At 41.8% G+C, this 18,259-nt stretch carries 22 protein-coding genes; 1 reads left to right on the top strand and 21 read right to left on the bottom strand.

Going from position 1 to position 18,259, the window contains the following annotated elements:
• Positions 1–27: 27 nt before the first annotated feature.
• The 21 genes from V6668_RS12415 to V6668_RS12320 all read right to left on the bottom strand — a co-directional run bounded on the left by V6668_RS12415 (position 28) and on the right by V6668_RS12320 (position 16,203).
• Positions 28–663: a hypothetical protein gene (locus tag V6668_RS12415; RefSeq protein WP_338708568.1), complete on the bottom strand. Its 636-nt coding sequence runs from the start codon at positions 661–663 to the stop codon at positions 28–30.
• A complete protein-coding gene (locus V6668_RS12410) occupies positions 660–1,205 on the bottom strand; it encodes a GNAT family N-acetyltransferase (RefSeq protein WP_338708567.1) in 546 nt (181 codons plus the stop codon). The genes V6668_RS12415 and V6668_RS12410 overlap by 4 nt, the downstream gene beginning before the upstream one ends.
• A gap of 349 nt (positions 1,206–1,554) precedes the next feature.
• Entirely contained in the window at positions 1,555–2,022 is a 468-nt protein-coding gene (locus V6668_RS12405) for an NUDIX domain-containing protein (RefSeq protein ID WP_338708566.1), read from the bottom strand.
• A 20-nt stretch (positions 2,023–2,042) separates the two neighbouring features.
• Entirely contained in the window at positions 2,043–2,876 is an 834-nt protein-coding gene (locus V6668_RS12400) for a serine hydrolase (protein ID WP_338708565.1), read from the bottom strand.
• An 82-nt stretch (positions 2,877–2,958) separates the two neighbouring features.
• The gene (locus tag V6668_RS12395; RefSeq protein ID WP_338708564.1) at positions 2,959–3,435 is read right to left on the bottom strand and encodes a GNAT family N-acetyltransferase; all 477 of its coding nucleotides are present in this window, start codon (positions 3,433–3,435) and stop codon (positions 2,959–2,961) included.
• Between the two features lie 96 nt (positions 3,436–3,531).
• Positions 3,532–3,990, bottom strand: coding sequence for a GNAT family N-acetyltransferase (locus V6668_RS12390; protein WP_338708563.1), 459 nt, complete (start codon positions 3,988–3,990; stop codon positions 3,532–3,534).
• Positions 3,987–4,556, bottom strand: a complete 570-nt coding sequence (locus V6668_RS12385) for a hypothetical protein (RefSeq protein ID WP_338708562.1) — start codon at positions 4,554–4,556, stop codon at positions 3,987–3,989. Before V6668_RS12385 ends, V6668_RS12390 begins: the two co-directional genes overlap by 4 nt.
• Entirely contained in the window at positions 4,553–5,095 is a 543-nt protein-coding gene (locus tag V6668_RS12380; protein ID WP_338708932.1) for a GNAT family protein, read from the bottom strand. The genes V6668_RS12385 and V6668_RS12380 overlap by 4 nt, the downstream gene beginning before the upstream one ends.
• 2 nt (positions 5,096–5,097) lie before the next feature.
• The gene (locus V6668_RS12375; protein ID WP_338708561.1) at positions 5,098–5,595 is read right to left on the bottom strand and encodes a GNAT family N-acetyltransferase; all 498 of its coding nucleotides are present in this window, start codon (positions 5,593–5,595) and stop codon (positions 5,098–5,100) included.
• A 23-nt stretch (positions 5,596–5,618) separates the two neighbouring features.
• Positions 5,619–5,975 (bottom strand): NIPSNAP family protein, encoded by a 357-nt coding sequence (locus V6668_RS12370; protein ID WP_076249723.1) that lies wholly within the window; start codon positions 5,973–5,975, stop codon positions 5,619–5,621.
• Positions 5,976–6,621: 646 nt separating this feature from the next.
• Complete coding sequence (locus tag V6668_RS12365; RefSeq protein ID WP_338708559.1) at positions 6,622–7,089, bottom strand: DUF2691 family protein; 468 nt, start codon at positions 7,087–7,089, stop codon at positions 6,622–6,624.
• Positions 7,090–7,137: 48 nt separating this feature from the next.
• Positions 7,138–7,668 carry an AAA family ATPase gene (locus tag V6668_RS12360; protein WP_338708558.1) on the bottom strand — a complete coding sequence of 177 codons (531 nt, stop codon included), beginning with the start codon at positions 7,666–7,668 and terminating at the stop codon, positions 7,138–7,140.
• 12 nt (positions 7,669–7,680) lie between these two features.
• Complete coding sequence (locus V6668_RS12355; RefSeq protein WP_338708931.1) at positions 7,681–8,166, bottom strand: N-acetyltransferase family protein; 486 nt, start codon at positions 8,164–8,166, stop codon at positions 7,681–7,683.
• A 25-nt stretch (positions 8,167–8,191) separates the two neighbouring features.
• Entirely contained in the window at positions 8,192–8,341 is a 150-nt protein-coding gene (locus V6668_RS32215; RefSeq protein ID WP_143781349.1) for a DUF952 domain-containing protein, read from the bottom strand.
• A gap of 62 nt (positions 8,342–8,403) precedes the next feature.
• The gene (locus tag V6668_RS12350; RefSeq protein ID WP_076249727.1) at positions 8,404–8,934 is read right to left on the bottom strand and encodes an AAA family ATPase; all 531 of its coding nucleotides are present in this window, start codon (positions 8,932–8,934) and stop codon (positions 8,404–8,406) included.
• A 190-nt stretch (positions 8,935–9,124) separates the two neighbouring features.
• The gene (locus V6668_RS12345; protein ID WP_315371766.1) at positions 9,125–10,189 is read right to left on the bottom strand and encodes a polysaccharide deacetylase family protein; all 1,065 of its coding nucleotides are present in this window, start codon (positions 10,187–10,189) and stop codon (positions 9,125–9,127) included.
• Positions 10,190–10,410: 221 nt separating this feature from the next.
• Positions 10,411–11,463 (bottom strand): ABC transporter substrate-binding protein, encoded by a 1,053-nt coding sequence (locus tag V6668_RS12340; protein ID WP_338708557.1) that lies wholly within the window; start codon positions 11,461–11,463, stop codon positions 10,411–10,413.
• 108 nt (positions 11,464–11,571) lie between these two features.
• Positions 11,572–12,546: a galactofuranose ABC transporter, permease protein YjfF gene (gene yjfF, locus V6668_RS12335; RefSeq protein WP_017689006.1), complete on the bottom strand. Its 975-nt coding sequence runs from the start codon at positions 12,544–12,546 to the stop codon at positions 11,572–11,574.
• The gene (locus tag V6668_RS12330; RefSeq protein ID WP_081745908.1) at positions 12,536–13,579 is read right to left on the bottom strand and encodes an ABC transporter permease; all 1,044 of its coding nucleotides are present in this window, start codon (positions 13,577–13,579) and stop codon (positions 12,536–12,538) included. The genes yjfF and V6668_RS12330 overlap by 11 nt, the downstream gene beginning before the upstream one ends.
• A 4-nt stretch (positions 13,580–13,583) precedes the next feature.
• Positions 13,584–15,095, bottom strand: a complete 1,512-nt coding sequence (locus V6668_RS12325) for a sugar ABC transporter ATP-binding protein (RefSeq protein ID WP_338708556.1) — start codon at positions 15,093–15,095, stop codon at positions 13,584–13,586.
• A gap of 85 nt (positions 15,096–15,180) precedes the next feature.
• Positions 15,181–16,203: an ABC transporter substrate-binding protein gene (locus tag V6668_RS12320; RefSeq protein WP_100528760.1), complete on the bottom strand. Its 1,023-nt coding sequence runs from the start codon at positions 16,201–16,203 to the stop codon at positions 15,181–15,183.
• 228 nt (positions 16,204–16,431) lie between these two features.
• Here V6668_RS12320 and V6668_RS12315 point away from each other — a divergent pair, with 228 nt between their 5' ends.
• Entirely contained in the window at positions 16,432–18,258 is a 1,827-nt protein-coding gene (locus V6668_RS12315; protein ID WP_338708555.1) for a sensor histidine kinase, read from the top strand.
• The last annotated feature ends 1 nt before the right edge of the window (position 18,259 follow it).

The raw sequence follows: 18,259 nt of genomic DNA, 5'->3' as shown, positions 1-18,259 counted from the left end.
TCATTTGTAATTCTACCAACGGTTCCTTTATCGTAACGGATACAACAATTCAACGGGTTCTATCATCAGCTCTTCTTGGAAGATGTAATTGTGATCGGCTCCAACGATACAGAGGATTCGTTTTCCTGGATGAGCTTCAATTGTATTTTTGACTCTTTGAATCATAATCTGATTACGGACCACCCAGCGAAAGTTCTGTGCCTTCGCGTTTACCTGATGCAACCATTCATATTTTTGTCTGGTTACACGATCGAACTCCTTTGAATTAAAAGGAATCTCGCCAAACTGATACGTCTCCATTTGCTCTGCAAACCAATGATCATCCCGTTGTTCAAGTTCTTTGCGTTCCACGTCCGAATAACCGTTGAATAGATCAAAAGCATTCCACACATCCAATTCAAACCAGTCAATAGGGACAAATGGGATGTTATGCTCCTCGCATAAAGGGAAGACCAATTCCCAATACTCACTGGCTGGTTCTCCCCAGTATCCTCTATCATGTTTGTCCTTCAGATACCTCAACCAACTCTGCGGATGAACTTCACCACAAATGAGATCTGGTTTAAACTCAGTTATCACATTCTTGTAAAGAGAAAGAGAACAATGATATCGCTCTCTGAGTTCTGGATTATGAATGGTTCCGAGTATCCCAACCGTTTTCATGTGCCCAGCTCCTTTATCATGTGTATATCTTTCGGCTCTTTGTCATAGAGTTCTTGATCAATCTCACTTGCAATCTGACTGCCCTGACTTTTATAAAAGGATACCGCTGATTTCGTCTCTGTGGAGGAGATATACAGATACTGTGCACCACGTTTCTTAGCCTCTTCACCTAACTCGTTTAGAATACGTTTTCCAATACCTTGTCTTCTGTACCCGCGTGAGACATACATCAAGTCAACTTGTAATTGATTTCGTTCTTTTCCTCTATATTGATGTGCCAGTACTCCAAATCCGATGAATTGATCGCCAGCAAACGCACCATATGCTATGCCACCTTGTTCTAATTCGTACACATATCGATTTTGAATCTCTTTCAAAAGCATCTCATCCCAGTTTGAGCATTCATGATTTTGTTCAAGTTCAACCAATCGGTTCTCTCTCATTTCATAAATGAGATCAATATGTTCCGAGCGATCTATTTCCTGCAGCTGATTCACATCATCAAGGGTCATCGTTCTATACGTTATCATGATTGTTGCCATCTCTCCTTCCCCATGTTATTTCTAAGATCCTATGGCTTTATTGATCGAAGTCTGTATTTATCAAAGACCCTTTTATCGTACAAAATAGTGTATTCCTTGTTCTCTTCAATTAGTTTTGACATATCCATTGGAACGGCTATTGTTCTTTCAAGATTATTAAAATTAATTACAGTCATTTCATTTTCACTAATCTTTTGAACAGTAACTGCTTCAAAAATTGAAGTTCGAAAGGAATTCCATAACAAAATTAAAATCAATAAAAGTAATAGTGACATGATGAGTCCCTTATTCTTATTCACTAGTTCTTTTCATCTCCTTTAGTTTCAAAACAGAGTTCCTCCAACTAAAACTAGCTTATTTTAATTTCAGGTAACTCATTCAAATGATTTATTTCGATAGTGTATTTCTTAAGCTTATGGTTCTCAAGTCTATCCCATCTGTCTGAGAAACGATAAAACATATCTCCGAAGTTCATCCCTTCAGGTAATACATCCACAAGCTTTATTTCATCGATTTCAGACTCCGGTAAGCTCTCCAGCAATTTAACCTCAGCATAAGAAACCATACCAAAGCTCCCATCCCATTCATATACACCATAAGGTATTAATTCGAAGTGTACTGCCTTTGTCTCTTCATAGAGTTCTCGACTTGCCGTGTGTAAAAGTGTTTCCCCTATTTCTTTGTTGCCTCCTGGGATCTCCCAACCTCCTCTTTTCCTATTTTTTATAATGATGAATTTATTATTGTATTTAGCGATCATAACTGCAAATTTGATTAACTCCGGATCAAGTTCATCTAGATCAAACCAGTGGCTCATGTTATCTCTCCTATAAACAACTATTGTTTCAATATATAATTGTTAAACCATTGAAGTGGTAACAAGCTATCATCGGATATAATCGTTGTGAATACCGCAACCAATCCTCGACCTTGGTTAACAAATATGTATTGTCCTCTCCCTCCGCCCATACCCATAGCATAGAACGTTTTATTTTCAGCGTCTTCTTCCTTGATGCTTTTCATTATGCGCCAGTGGTAGCTATATAAGTTTTCGGAAGTAAGAGAAGGACTTACACTTCTAGCGATCCAGTCAGCAGAGATGTGTTGTTTCGAATTCCACTCCCCATTCTGAGCGTATAACACTCCAAACTTCAGCATATCTTCGATCTTCATTCGCAAACCAAAACCACCGATCGCAATCCCTTGTGTATCCTGATACCAGTGAAAATCGTTAATACCTAGAGGTGCAAATAAGTATTTTTTTGCAAATTCCGAAGTGTTCATACCAGTCGCCTTCTGCAATATGGCGCTAAGTATATGCGAACTCCCGCAACTATATTTCATTTGGATTCCAGGTTCGAATTCAAGAGGTTGCTCAAGAACAAATTTCGTCCAATTTTTAGATGGAATCATCGCTTCATTCCCTGGATAGTGCAGGCCCGAAGACATCGTTAACAGATGCTTAATCGTAATCCCCTTTTTGCTGTCATCCAGATCGTTAAAATAATTCACAATTGGAATATCCTCATTCTCAATGTAGCCCTGTTCTATAGCTATTCCCACCAATGCGGAGAGCACACTTTTTGTAATTGAATTCACTTTATGTTGTTTTTCTTTCGTTTTTCGATTCCGATAATACTCATATTGAATTGAGTTTTCTCGGTATATCATGCAGCTCTCCGCTTTATTTCTTTTTATCTCTCGTTCAAGATCATTAAATTCAGCGATATATAACACTCCCTTCTCCTGTGATTCAAAGCTCCAACACGGTTATTAACTCATCATGACAGATCTCGCCGTTGTCAACGAAACCAAAGCTTTCATATAATTTTTTCGCGCTGACATTTTCGGGACTATAAGAAATCCAGCAATATTGTGCAAGTCCAGCTGGGTATGTACGAATAAACTCCAAAATTTCTACCATAGCTTGTCGTCCATATCCGCGGTTCTGATATTGATGATCAATCATCAGTCTCAGAATGCAATAACTACTATCCGCGATAGAGGGTAGGTCATATCCAGTAATACCATAGGTAATCATCACAAATCCTACCGGTTGATCGTCCATATATATAGCAAAAGGAAATGGATGACCTCCATTTTGCGAAAGAACGTAACATGAGGCTACACTCGACAGATTGGAGGCCACGAATTGACGTTGATCATCCGAGACCTCCAGATTAAATATGGCACGACGATTATTCAGCGTAATTTTCCTCAAACTAATCATCTTATCACTTCCTAGTTCCGTTTTGTTTAGCCAGATACTCATCTATCTTACCAAAGGCTCTATAGCCTTCTTCATGTAGATATAATGTTGAGTCTTTCATTTCATTGCCAACCTGTAGATCACTTCATCATCTGAATTGGTTCTGTTCTCACTAATGAAGGACATGCTCTTATACAAATTCTGTGCTATTTCGTTATCCCGTTCAACCGTTAATGAAATAACCTTGCACAACGGATGCTGTTTTGTAATGTAATCTAGAATGGCTCTTATAGCGCGCTTTCCCATTCCTTTGCCTTGATAGGATTGATCGATTTGAAAACCACCAATCCAGTAATTATCTGTACTATCGGGAGTGTAACTCAGATAAAAGAAACCAAATACCTCCCCATCAATCTCAAGTACGTAAGGATCGAATGCTTCATCCCACGGTTTTATATAGGCGTAAGCGATCCCCTCAATAACAGATGGAACTAATGAGACTTGGTGTTCATACAAAGAGATCTTCAGCGCCTCTTCCCAATTCTCTCGTGTGACGGGTTGTATCTTTATATTCACCACTGTATCTCCTCTTTCGATAATCTCTGATTACCTCTAAGGTTCTTTTCACTCTCACTTACAACCACTTCCAAATAATGTTCAATCAACTGTATCACTTGTTTTTTATTCTTCGTGATTGTTGCAGTCTTATGGTTTTTGTTAATTGTACATATAACTTCTTCTATATTATATTGATGGTTCCATTTCACAATCATCTTGCATAAGTTCTTAAATGACTGCTTGTAATTCCACGGTTGCAAACCCATTCTGGACAATACAAACCTTTTTATAATCCGATAATCTCTAATGAAAACATTTGGAGCTAATACAAAAATCAAATCCGCTTCCTGGATGGACTTTATTGTCCAATCTTTGCACTGTACTCCTTCTATGATCCAAGTTTCGGAACTGACAATAGATTGGAGGGATTCATCCCTAACATGTTCAGGATATCTCAGATTTTCGGCACTTCTGTCCCAGATGAGATTGTCTAATTCATAAGAAGGAATACCGTATTGATCCGACAATTCTTGGGCTAATGTTGATTTCCCACTACCGCAAGATCCAATAATTCGGATTCTCATACATATTCTTTCTTCAAAATTGCATAGATGACATTATCAACAAATCGATTTTTCCAATAAAAATGTTCTTTCAATATGCCTTCTTCACTGAACCCAATTCTCTCAAGCAACTTTCTTGATCCCGCGTTCTCTGGCTCTACAAATGCTTCAATTCTGTTTAATTCAAGGTTCTTGAATCCATATTCAACGATTTTCTGAGTTACCTCGGTCATATAACCCTGTCGCCAAAACTCCGGTGCTAACTCATATCCCATCACAGCTTTATAATGTTGTTTCATACAACCATGAAATCCGCATGTTCCAATAATTCTGTTGTCCGATTTCAAAGCAATTCCCCAGCGGATGACCTGACCATTCTCGAATCGTTCTTTCCATCTTTGTATGAGTTCTTCTGCTTGTTTGGTATTCGTAAAACTTTGTACATCGTAGAACTTTGTAACTTCATCTGAAGAAAAATATTGAAATATGTCTTGGGAATCACTCTGTTTAATCTCTCTTAACAGCAATCTTTTGGTTTCTAGCTCAGGAAATGGAGTCATATTCACTTCACCTCAATCGAGTATACTGCTACATTTTTCCCTATTATGTCTACATCCTTCTCGTGTTTCATGCCATTCTTTTGCGCGACTTTCATAGAACCCACATTGCCATGTTGAATTAACGATATTAATCTTTTCTGCTTCAAGTGATCCATGCCATATTCTTTCCACGCTTTTGCTTGTTCATATCCGTAACCCATTCCCCAGTATTGCTCTATAACCCAGTAACCAACTTCAAGCTCATCAGTGCCTTCAATGATTTGAGGAATCAGACCAGAGGTTCCAATTAACTTGTTATCCTCTTTGTTAAATGCGAGTAACAGCCCTTTATCGTCTTTATTCCAGTTGATGAACTTTTCCAGGCTTTGCATGGTTTCTTCATTGGTCCAGGGTCCTCCATGTCTTATAAATTTCATCATATTTGGCTCACGAGTCATTTCAAAAAGTAAATCGAAATCATTTTTGGTATATTTCCGAAATATAAGTCGTTCTGTCTCCATCTTTCTCTCAACTCCTTTTTCATTCACTTCAAAATCGTTTGTTCGCGCTCTACTGTCGATGTGAAAAACGCTTGCCTAATCTCTTCTCGAAATACATCTTTATACCGATGTCTTCCAATCTGATCAAAACGGGCTTGAACTCGCATTACGTGTTCTGTATCTGATTTTATCTTTTTCTCAATCTCTTCGTATTGTTCAAAGGTATCGTATTCCCACATCGCAAAAATTTCGCTGGTTTCATCATCGATTGTTGTGTGCCATCTCCCAATAAGTCTTGATCCGTATTTCAACTGGGATGGCAGCAAAATATCATTAAACAGAGCATTAAACTCATCTACAAAAGAAGTCGCAATAATATAGGTTTTTCTCCTATATATCATCATGTGTACCTCCTTATGTGTAATAAAAGCAGTACACCTATCTCGTCACAATTCCCGATGTAATTTTCATGTTCGGAGCATAGGTTAACCAAGTTGATAATATCTACTAAATTTTTAATCTTCCATACACGTTGAACCAAAAACAAAAATTCAAGATAATCATCGTTATAGTAAAGCCACCGCATATTTCTCAGATATTCAATTTGGTCATCCCAATAGTAATCAGACAAGGCAATTCCCCTGCTTCATAAAGATGTAATCGTATTCATAAACATTCAAATATCATAGGGAAACGGACTAGAGCGTGTCTGAAAACTCAGGCAAGTAAACAGTGATGGGTGCCAGCTTACCGTCCGAAAATTGCTGAAGTTCAGAGTGACTGATGCTGGCGAATCGCCAGGCGATTTTCTAAGGAACACAGGACATCTTATTCGGCCTTCACGTCCTCTTTTAAAATTGTAAGGAACATGAGACATCTTATTTTCCAAAATCATCTGATAAAAACGCTACAAAAGGCTATTTTACCTGGTATAGCGTGTCTCAGGTTCCTTAGATTTCGGAGGGCGTTTCAAATTCCCGAATAAGATGTGTCAGGTTCGTTAGCGTTAACACCTAAACTCATCGCTATTAATCCCATGCTCCTTTATCACCAGACCGATAGTTTTGTCCTAGCATCATTCTCATCTGTTAAATATTCGAGAGATTCAAATCCCTGTCTATTTATATGATTATACAATTCCTCGACTTTCTCTAAATCCTTACAATAAACCGTGACGTAGGTACTATCGATCACAAGAAGAACCATCTGACAGTCACTCAACATATAATCTTCATAGGTGATAATATCTGTTATTTGTGTGCCTTTTGGAAATGCTTTTAAATTCGCAAATATTAAATAATACTCGTTGTTATCAATAAGCTTCTGTAATTCTTCTCCATTCATGCCCATAATCATATCCGGAAAAAGATCATCCCCTAACGTATCATCAACAACGAAATAGGACTCCTCCTCACCAATAAACCAATCGAAATTAGATACTTCCATTGGTTTTAAAATCTCCCCAAGAAAGCGACCATAGGCATTTGGTATTTCAAAACGTATTCCTCTGTTCATCTACTCACCCTCTTATTATTTTCAATTCGAAGCACAATAACAGTACAGTTATTTCACTCGATATTTCTCGTTATTTATAATTCCACTTACTATTTCAGGTAATTGTGCTTCTGTAAAATGATTAGTATACAGCTTGTTATCTACTCTCAGATCGGGATGATTTTCAAACTCATCCAGCAGAATTATACTTCTTTCTTTCATTTGATATTCTTCCGCTCTTAGACGGTCTCTACGAATAATCGTTTGACGATCAACCATGAGTACAACATAGATTGTGCGAACATGATAGTCTTCCAATTCCGTCATTAATCCATCAATGTCTTCAGGAAAGGCCACATAGTCCAGCACTACATCGTATTTATAATCCAACAAGTTTTTCACTAGGCTAGATATATTTTTCCAAGTTAAGTCGTTTGTATCCTTATCAAGCCAGGGTTTACCTCGCCCTTTGACCGGAATGTGACTAACCGCATCTCCAGAAATGTAGGCACTTTTATCTAAAGTCTGAATCAGCAGCTTGGAAGTTGTAGATTTCCCTACTCCAGGGGGGCCAGATATAATATATAGGTTTCTACTCATTCTCTATTCTCCTTACAATATCTTTTGGAAACTTCCAATATCCAGTTTTCTATCGAATTTATACCCAATCTCTTTAAACAGAGCACATTGTTCATAACCATTTCTATCAAATAATGATTTACTTCTTGTATTCTCCATGCAAATTGTCGCAATTAAGGTATGGAATCCTTGTTCTTTTGCAACCTTCTCAATAAAACGTAGTGCTTGTTTCCCCAAGCCTTTTCCCAAAATGTCGGGCTTTAGATATATGGTGACTTCACCACAAATGTCATATGCCTGTTTACTCTTATATTGAGTGATCAGAACATAACCCATCATTTGATTGTTTTCAAGAATTACATAAGTTTTATACCGCGTATCCTTGTTCATCACAGAGGATTTAATCTGATCAAGATCTAATTCCTCCGTATGAAATGAAATCGTTGTATTCATTACATAATAGTTATAAATCTCTCTAATTTCAGGGAGGTGTTGTTCGGTTACCTCTTCAAAAGTCACAGTCGTCAATTAGGTTCCATCCTCTTCAGTTCATTTCTTCATCGTATGTATGAAATACCGCGTCTAGATTTAACTCACCGTAAATATGAGGATATTCCCTGCCTTCATTATACAGATCTTCCCATATAACTTTGGATTTTATTTTAAAATCCCATTGATCAACGCGGCTTCCCACTCTTTTCTTGAGAGTACATGTACAATCATCATCCTAAAATCCTCCTTAATAAAAAATGATAATTATTTGGATAGGACCTTCCTCAATATGAGTTCTATGATTTCACTAGTCTCCAGATGATCGGTAATAATGCGAGTTTGAAATTTTTCATCTTTGAAAGCTTCAACACACTTTGGTGCTTGTTGATACTGCCAGCCTCCATACTCATCTCCACGTTTAGCCAAACGATGATAAATCGTCTCTTCTGTAGCCGTAAGGCAAAAATGATGAATGTCCTGATCGATCTCTTTCAACCCGTTATAGATGTAATTAAAGTTTTCCTCTTTATAGATGGTCATGGGGATAATTAAGTGTCTGTTGTATTTCTGCTTTACTTCTTTTGCCGTCTTTACGGTTAGAATTTTCCATAGATCGATATCTTGAAAATCATCCGTACGTTCCCTTTCCTCTCTACAATTCTCAGGGAGAAGTTTTCTGAGCATATAACCTATTTCTTCAGGATCGTAGATCATACTGTTGGCAATCAAAGGTTGAAGTGCTTCTGCTGCAGAAGTTTTTCCCGAACCAAACGCTCCATTAATCATGATGATCATTTGATGATTTCACTCCCATTCAATGAAATTTTTCAATAGAAACCAGATTCTTCACATACAATTTCATCCATTATAAATGTTTTCCTTCCACTTTTGTGTTACAAAATGGCAAAAAACATAATGAAATCCCATTGGGTCAACCCAACGGGATTTCATTATAGTGCATTATTTTTCAATCAACCTTAGCTTGTTAATGTATTTCCAAGTAATCGATATAAATATCCCATGTCCCATCATCGGCTGTTACAACCAACTCAATGACCTGATTTCCCGTCCCATGGCTGATATTATTCAGGGTATAAACCGCTGGAGCGCTTCCGCCAAAGTAAAAGGTTCCCTTCGTCTGTCCGCCAATCTTCAAATCAACTCTAGCCATGTTGGCATTGTTTGAAGCTCCACGAAGCGAGAAATTATGAGTGCTCGTTGCAAAATTCTGAGTGTATTTAACCAAATCATTGTTGGCATAAAGGACCACACCATTGAAAGGAGAACTGATATTGCCGGTGTATTGTCCACCTTTGGTCATGTTCTCAGCTTCCACTTTTGTTCCGTTATTCGGGGGATTGGTAGTGCTATTATCTGGTGCGACTGCCCGACCGGTAGTTGATGAGATCATACCTGAGCAAAGGCCACGATTCTTCAGATTTTGTGCAATCTGCGGAATGGCCTGAAGTGTCGTCTGGTACTGATCATGCATTAGTATGACGTCACCACTTTTCATCGTATTCACAGCTGCTACGATCTGGGCTGCGCTGGCGCCATTCCAGTCTTGGGAATCTACGTTCCACAGTACTTCCTTCAGGCCGTTTTGGCTCACAACGGATTTCAAGGTCGCATTTGTCGCACCGTAAGGAGGTCTGAACAGTTTAGGTGAACTTCCGGTAATAGACTGGATCGTCTGCTGTGTCCGAGTAATCTCTGACGACATCTGAGAACTGTTCAATGTAGTCATGTTTGGATGTGTGTAGGAATGATTGCCAATCCACATACCAGCTGCTACTTGTGCAGAAACCAGAGATTTATTATTTTGTGCATTTTGTCCAACATTGAACATCGTTGCCCGTAAGCCAGCCTGCTTCAGTGCGTTAAGCATGTTTGTTGTATTTCCAGATGGGCCATCATCAAAGGTCAGACCTACATAACCATTCGGACAACTTGCATCTGCAGCACGAGCATCAGGCACCCCCTGAATAGAAAACAAGGTACCGAAAAGTGCGAGAGATATTACCGCCTTTGCCAGCTTAACTTTGAACATAAAATTACCTCCTCATAATATATTCACAGCATACTACCTTCTACACTCCCTCTCTTTATCGAACTCTCACCCCTCGAAAAAAAGCGCTTTCAAAAGTATGTAATCCGCTACGTCCTTTCTCATAGAGAAGAGCTTTTAGTTCAAGGTGAGTTCAGTATAAACGATACCTCTATTTAAAGTAAATTGAATCTTATCCAAAATGTTCTAATTTTTCACGAATTCTAGAATCGCCTGTTGTACATCTCCCGTCCAGCACTCTCCTTTGTAAAAATATCCTCCGGGGGCACCATGCGCTTCGGGAGTGTACGCCCTGCAATAATTTCTTTTGTAGCCTGCATAAGCTGAGGACCAAGCAGCGGGTTACATTCCACCACAGCGTTGATTTTCCCACTCGCCAGAATTTCAAGTGCTTTGCGGGAGCCGTCCACCGAGACAATGATAATGTCCTCTCCCGGCTTCAGCCCAACTTCTTCTATCGCTTGTATGGCGCCAAAAGCCATTTCATCATTATGGGCAAAAAGAACCTGCGGCCGTTTGTCTTCCGGGACCTGAAGGAATTCTTTCATGACTTGTTTGCCATTGTCCTCCGTAAAATCGGCAGGAGCACTTTGTGAGAAAATGATATCTGCTCTGGTTTCGAAAATGCTTCTAAAGCCCTCGCCACGCTGGATAGAGGGTGTAGAACCACTCGTGCCTTGCAGTTCGGCAATCCGTATCAAACCCGGATGATTTCGCATCCGATCCTGAATGTACTTCCCAGCCTTCACACCTTCCTCATAAAAGTCCGATCCAATCGTTGTCACAAAAAGTGAAGTGTCTTTGACATCAACTGACCGGTCTACGATGATAACAGGTATACCTGCATCCCTGGCCTCCTGAAGAATACCATCCCAGCCCGATTCCACGACCGGTGCAATGGCAATGACATCTACCTTTTGCCTGATGAACGACCGAACAGCCTCGAACTGTTTCGTCTGAGACTGTTCTGCATTTTTTATTACAAGGGAGATCCCCGATTCAGCCGCAGCATTCCGAATAGACGTGGAGTTTGCCAAACGCCAGGCACTCTCTCTGCCCAGTTGTGAAAAACCCAAGACAATCGGTTTCGTAGAGGTATCCCTTGCTACCGCTGATTCCATCCATTCCTCAACGGAGGGAAGAGTTTCGAAGTTGTTAGACGAGATGGGAGGAGGAACAGATTCAGACTCAGGGGTTGTGCAGCCGACAAGCAGCAGTAGAATGAACAAACACAACCAGTTCACATGTCTTCTCACTCACGTATCCCCCATCTCCATGTTACGCTCAGCATTCACCAATGCAGAGCGCATATTGTTATATCATTGTTTCGGTATCCGTGTTCAATATCATTTCATTCGATCCACTTAATGCAGTGATTTCGAGGATACTCGCCGCCCGCTAAGAAGTCGCTGGAACAAAATAAAAACAAACAGCATCAGGCCAATCACAATCTTGGTCCACCATGAGCTGAGCGTACCTTCGAAGCTAATTATAGTTTGGATAGCCCCCTGGATCAATACACCAATAAAGGTTCCCGCCACATACCCTACACCACCTGTTAACAAGGTGCCTCCTATTACAACAGCCGCGATGGTATCGAGTTCAAGACCCATGGCGTGTAATCCATAACCGGATAACATATAGAAGGTAAAGACAACACCGGCAAGCGCGGAGCACAAACCGCTGAACGTGTACACCAGGATTTTGGTACGTGCAACCGGCAGTCCCATGAGCAGCGCGGATTGCTCGCTTCCGCCGATGGCGTAAACGTTGCGCCCAAACCGGGTGTAATGTGCCAGGTAGATCGCGAGTAGTACAATGACCAGAGCAATTATCACATTAATGGAGACAAAGCTGCCCCCTGGCAGAGAAATTTTCGCCTGCGCAACCTGTGTGTAAAATGGATTCGTAATGGTAATGGTGTCGAGACTGATGACATAACACAGCCCCCGCGCCAAAAACATGCCTGCAAGTGTCACGATGAAAGGCTGAATTTTAAAATAGTGGATGATCGCCCCCATGACTGTGCCAAACAACGCACCCATGACAAGCACCATAGGTATAACGATCGCAGGCGACCACCCTTGCTTCTCGACCAGACTTGCGCTAATGATGGTCGTCAACGCAATGACAGAACCTACCGACAGGTCGATTCCTCCCGATACAATCACAAAAGTCATGCCAATTGCCGTGATAATCAGAAATGCGTTATCAATGAGAAGATTAAGCAGTACCTGTGTGGAAAAGAACCCCGTATACCGGAAAGAGCCTATGGCAAACATCACGGCCAGCAAACCGAAGGTGACAAAGACGGGGAGATACTTACGATTAAGAAACATGGCGGTTAACCCCCTGTTCGGCTGGAAACTTCCGTTTTTTCCAACGGATCACCATGGAATTGCGGAATGAATCGGATTGAATCAAACATACGGCCAGTACTACAAAGGCTTTGACAACCAACGTAACTTCTGGCGGGACTCCAATCATATAGATCGTCGTTGTTAAGGTTTGGATAATGAGTGCTCCAACGACGGTACCCATTAGATAGAAACGACCACCATTGAGCGAAGTACCCCCGATGACTACAGCAAGAATGGCATCAAGTTCATACCACAGACCTGCGTTATTGCCATCCGCACTGGATACATTCGAGCTGAGAATAAGCCCGGCAATGCCGGCACACAGACCACAGAAGACATATACCGTGAGAATAACCGTTTTTGAACGAATACCTGCCAGTTGGCTCGCGTTTGCGTTACTTCCGACCGATTCAATAAACAGTCCCAGTGCCGTTTTTCTCGTCAACAGTGAGGCAACAAGCAGCACAGTTAATACGATGAAGATGGAAAAAGGCAATGCTGCAAGCGAACCTGCCCCGATATAGGCATAGTTTGCGTTGGATACAGTAATAATCTGTCCACTCGTAATCAATTGCGCAATCCCACGTCCAGCTACCATCAGAATAAGCGTTGCAATAATGGGCTGGATTCGGGCAACCGAAACCAGCGCCCCATTCCATATGCCCAAGATCAGTGAGAGACCTATAGATAATCCAAGTGCGCCCAACATAAGCCCGAGCGAATTCTGATCCACTCCTCTGCTGATGCTCATACAAGCCACGGCACCGGAGATCGCTACAATGGAGCCCACGGACAAATCGATACCTCCGGTCGCAATTACCAGTGTCATACCGATCGATACCAGAATTAAGGGCGCTCCAAAATTGAGAATATCAATCAAGCTGCCATACAGATTCCCTTCACGCATGACGAGGGAGAAGAAATCCGGAGAGTACAGCAAATTAAAGATTAAAAGTAAACCAAGCATACATAACGGCCAAAACAAATGATGTTTACGCATCTTGCCCGCCATCTCTTTAACCTCCTGCCATTGCTTTCATGATTTGCTGTTGATGGATCTGATCCCCGCTAAGTTCTTGCACTTTTTTGCGGTCCCGGATTACGGCAATCCGGTGGCTGACACGAATCACTTCTTCCAGCTCGGACGAAATGAACAGCACGGCCATGCCCTGCTTCGACAGAGAGAGCACCAGCTTCTGTATTTCAGTCTTGGCACCGATATCAATTCCACGCGTAGGTTCATCGAGAATCATCAGATCAGGGTTCATCAGCAGCCACCGTGCAAGCAACACCTTTTGCTGATTACCGCCGCTCAGATTTTTAATTAAATGCTCCGGGTTTTTCGGATGGATATTTAACAGGTTGATGTACTTTTCGGCGATCTCATCCTGTTTCTTGCGTGAGATGGGTTTGGACCAGCCTCGTGTCGCTTGTAAAGCCAGAATAATGTTCTCCCGAATGGTCAAATCATCGATTATGCCTTCGGTTTTACGGTTCTCGGAGCAAAAAGCAATATTCTGATCAATTGCATGACGCGGCGACTTGACCGTACTTCCTGTATCTACAACGAGCAGCTTGCCTACATCTGAACGATCTGCACCAAAGAAAAGGCGAGCGATCTCGGTACGACCAGACCCCAATAACCCAGCCAAGCCCACGACTTCTCCTTTGCGAATGTCCAGATCAAATGGCTCAATTGCTCCTTTGCGTCCAAGTGCCTTAGCGGTAATTAACAGTTCTCCCGACTCCGCCTGGGCAGCATCCGCTTCCTTCGGAAGCTCCTCAAGCACCTCGAGTTCCTTGCCGATCATCTTGAGAACCAGTTCCATGCGTGGAAGTTCTGCGGCTATGTACTCTCCTTCCAATTCCCCGTTACGGAGCACCGTTAGACGATCCGACATTTCGTATACCTGATCAAGAAAATGAGTAACAAAAAGAATTGCGAGACCTTCACTCTTTAATTTGTGCATAATACGAAACAGTTGCTGAACTTCATTTTTGTCCAGACTGGATGTGGGTTCATCCAATATGAGCACTTTTGCCGAGATGCTGAGTGCTCTTGCAATTGCAATCAGTTGTTGCATCGCGACCGAGTAGGTCTGTAAAGGAGCCTTAACGTCGATGGACAGATGTAATCTGTCTCGCAGAATGTTCTCCGCATCTTTGTTCATTTGCTTCCAATTGATTTTGCCAAATCGCATCGGCTCCCGCCCGATGAAAATATTCTCAGCGACCGTTAAGTTTGGACAGAGATTGACCTCTTGGTAAACCGTACTGATTCCCGCCTTTTGCGCTTCAAGCGGACCGGAGATCGAAAGATCCCGGTTATCCATGGTTACCGTTCCTTCGTCAATGGAATAAACGCCAGTCAGAACTTTAATAAGCGTCGACTTCCCCGCTCCGTTCTCACCCATCAAGGCATGAATCTCGCCCGGAAACAAGCGAAAGCTGACGCTGGATAGCGCTTTAACCCCGGGAAATTGTTTGGTGATGCCTGTCATTTGCAAAATGGGTGCTTGCTCGGCCATATAACCCTCTCCTTTGTTATGGAAAAAAGTCATTTAGCGACAGCCTGGTCGAAAAATGACTTTTCGGTGTTATACGAATCTGCTTTTAATATTCACGTGATGGCAATGCTTCTTTGGCTTGCTCCGATGTGAAGGTCGTCTCATCCGTAACGATTCGGGGTTCGATATCTTTCCCGTCCACTACCGATTGAACCGCTTCCATTAATTGAGGTCCTAACAACGGATTACATTCAACGATAAAGTTGATTTTGCCATCAGCAGCAGCCTGCATACCATCCTTCACGGCATCCACAGAGATAATGGTAATATCTACGCCTGGTTTCAATCCTGCCGCTTCAATGGCCTGGATTGCCCCAAGTGCCATATCGTCATTATGTGCATAGAGAACATCTATTTTTTTATGTGCTTTGAGGAAAGCTTGCATGACTTCTTTGCCTTTGGCACGTGTAAAGTCACCCGATTGTGAAGCAATCACTTTAAGCTTCGAATTGGAAGCAATCAATTCCATAAAGCCCTCTTGACGGTCATTCGCTGGTGCGGAGCCTGTTGTACCCTGCAGCTCAACGATATTGATCTCGTCTTGTGTGTCCTTGTATTGATCACTAAGCCACTGACCTGCTTTGCGTCCTTCTTCTACAAAGTCGGAGCCAATAAAGGTTTTGTAGAGGGTTTTATCCGGGGAATCCACAGCGCGGTCCGTCAAAATCACGGGAATGCCTGCATCCTTCGCTTCCTTCAATACGGTATCCCAACCGGATTCTACAACAGGGGAAAAAGCAATCACCGTCACCTTCTGTTGTATGAAGGATCGCAAAGCTTTAATTTGATTTTCCTGCTTCTGCTGCGCATCGGAGAATTTCAAATCATAACCCGCTTCTTTGGCTGAATCCTGAATCGACTTGGTATTCGCCGAACGCCAGCCACTCTCCGCACCAACCTGCGAAAAACCAAGCGTAATTGTTTTGGCGCTGGCAGGTGTACTGCCATTCCCACTCGTTGAAGTTTCATTATCGGAGCCTGCTCCTCCATTGGTACTGCTACATGCCGTGCTGACCAGCATCACCATAGCCAATGTTATGGCAAGTCCCCACTTTTTTTTGGTTCGCATGTTGTGATCCTCCCTTTTTTCGTTTCACCTTGTGGTGTGACCACATTATAGAACGCTTTCATTCCGAGCTTATATGGAGTCTCATACTTTATTTATGTAATAATTTAGTAATTTCAAAAAATGGAGTTTAAAAAGTGTAATTTCTTTGTTTAATTGTGTAGTATTTAGCGATTCTCTTACATATTAGAAAATCATGTTATACTAATGATACATTTTTGATCCCTTCAGATGGAGTGGAATACGTTGAAACTCATTCAATGGATTGCTTCAAGCCTCAGGCTTAAATTACTCAGCATGTTTATTATCCTCAGTTCAGTGCCACTGATCGTGGTTGGATTGATTTCTTACCACAAATCCTATACGGTCGTATCCAATCATAATAAGGCCTCGACACAGCTGGTTGCCGACCAGCTTGCCAGGAACATTGACATCTTGTTTGAGGATACGGAACGGCTGCTCGAACTGGGCAAGAACCCGCAAGTGCTTCAATACTTGTATTCTCAATCGGAGTCCTACCCAGAAGCCAAAGCCATCCTTCAGACATACAATCTTTATCGGGAAACCTACAAGTATGACAAGGTACTTAATATCTCGTTCGTGAATTTCTATGGAAAAGGCATAAGTGAACGAAAAGGCGTGTTCAAGCTGGAACGAAATCCGCTGCGTAACCCGTACTTCAAGTATCTGATACAGTATCCGGATGCCATTCTGCGCATCCCTCATTCTGCAGCCTATGCCGAATATAACAGGCTGGATGGGTTTGCTTACCCCAAACAGAATGCGCTTTCAATTATAACCACGGTCAAAGAGCGAATTACGCATGAGGTCATCGGGTTCATAGTAATTGATTTGAATGATTCATTCATTGATGATTTTTTGACGAATACCCCCATTAAGGATTCCGGTTTTTTCTATATTAGTGATCAATACGGAAATACACTCTTCAGGCCGGATGTCACCCCGGCATCCATAACCATGATGGATCAGATCCGATCGGTCCCTTTACATCTACAGCACGACAGCTTTATCCTGTCTGCAGGATCCAAACCCCAGTTTGTTGTATACAGCACCTCAAAACAGACCGGATGGAAAATGATCGGGGTAGCTCCTTATCAGGAAATCATTGCAGAGGCCAATAGCATTCGCCAATTGATCATCATTACCGTTTTGTTAAGTGCTTTCTTTGCGATATCGTTATATTTTTTCCTGAATAATCGACTGATTCTTCCCATTCGGATTCTGATGAACAAGATGCGTAAAGCTGCAAACGGTTACTTAGAAGCCAAAGTCACACCACACGGCTCGGACGAAATTGCTGATCTGGGCAAAAGTTTCAATGTGATGCTGGATAATCTCAAAACACTAATCGAAAAGAGCATTCGAGAGAATGAACAGGTAAAAATAGCTGAACTACGTACGCTGCAAGCTCAGATCAACCCTCATTTCCTGTATAACACGTTGGAATCTATTCTATGGATGGCTGAAGCAGAGAAAAAAGAAAATGTAATCAAACTTGTGCAAGCCCTCTCGAAGTTCTTTCGTTTGAGTCTGAACAAAGGATTCGACTGGGTATCCATTCAAACCGAGCTTGAACATGCGCGGAGTTACTTGGTTATTCAACAGATGAGGTACCACGATATTCTCACCTACGAGATCAGCGTTGATCGTGAGCTTCAGGATTATCCCATTTTGAAAATGACGCTACAGCCCCTGATTGAAAACGCGCTCTACCATGGGATCAAGAACAAACGCGGTCAAGGGCTAATATCCATACACGGATATGTAGAGGACAATAGCATCATTCTCACCGTACAGGACAACGGAATTGGCATGTCTGCGGATCGATTGGCACAATTACGTGAAGAGCTGGAGAAGCCGGCCGGTTCCCGTTCACCCCAAGATGACGAGCAGGAAGGCGGATTCGGTCTGCTCAATGTACATCACCGGATTCGACTCTATTTTGGACCAGCTTATGGCGTTGAAATGGAAAGTACCTATATGGAAGGCAGCACATTTATGATTCGTATCCCCAAAAGCAAGGAGGTTAACCGTTGAA

Source organism: Paenibacillus amylolyticus, from assembly GCF_036894225.1.
GTDB classification, from domain to species: domain Bacteria; phylum Bacillota; class Bacilli; order Paenibacillales; family Paenibacillaceae; genus Paenibacillus; species Paenibacillus amylolyticus.
The sequence above is the reverse complement of the archived record's forward strand: the minus strand, read 5'-3'. Positions and strand labels throughout refer to the sequence as shown.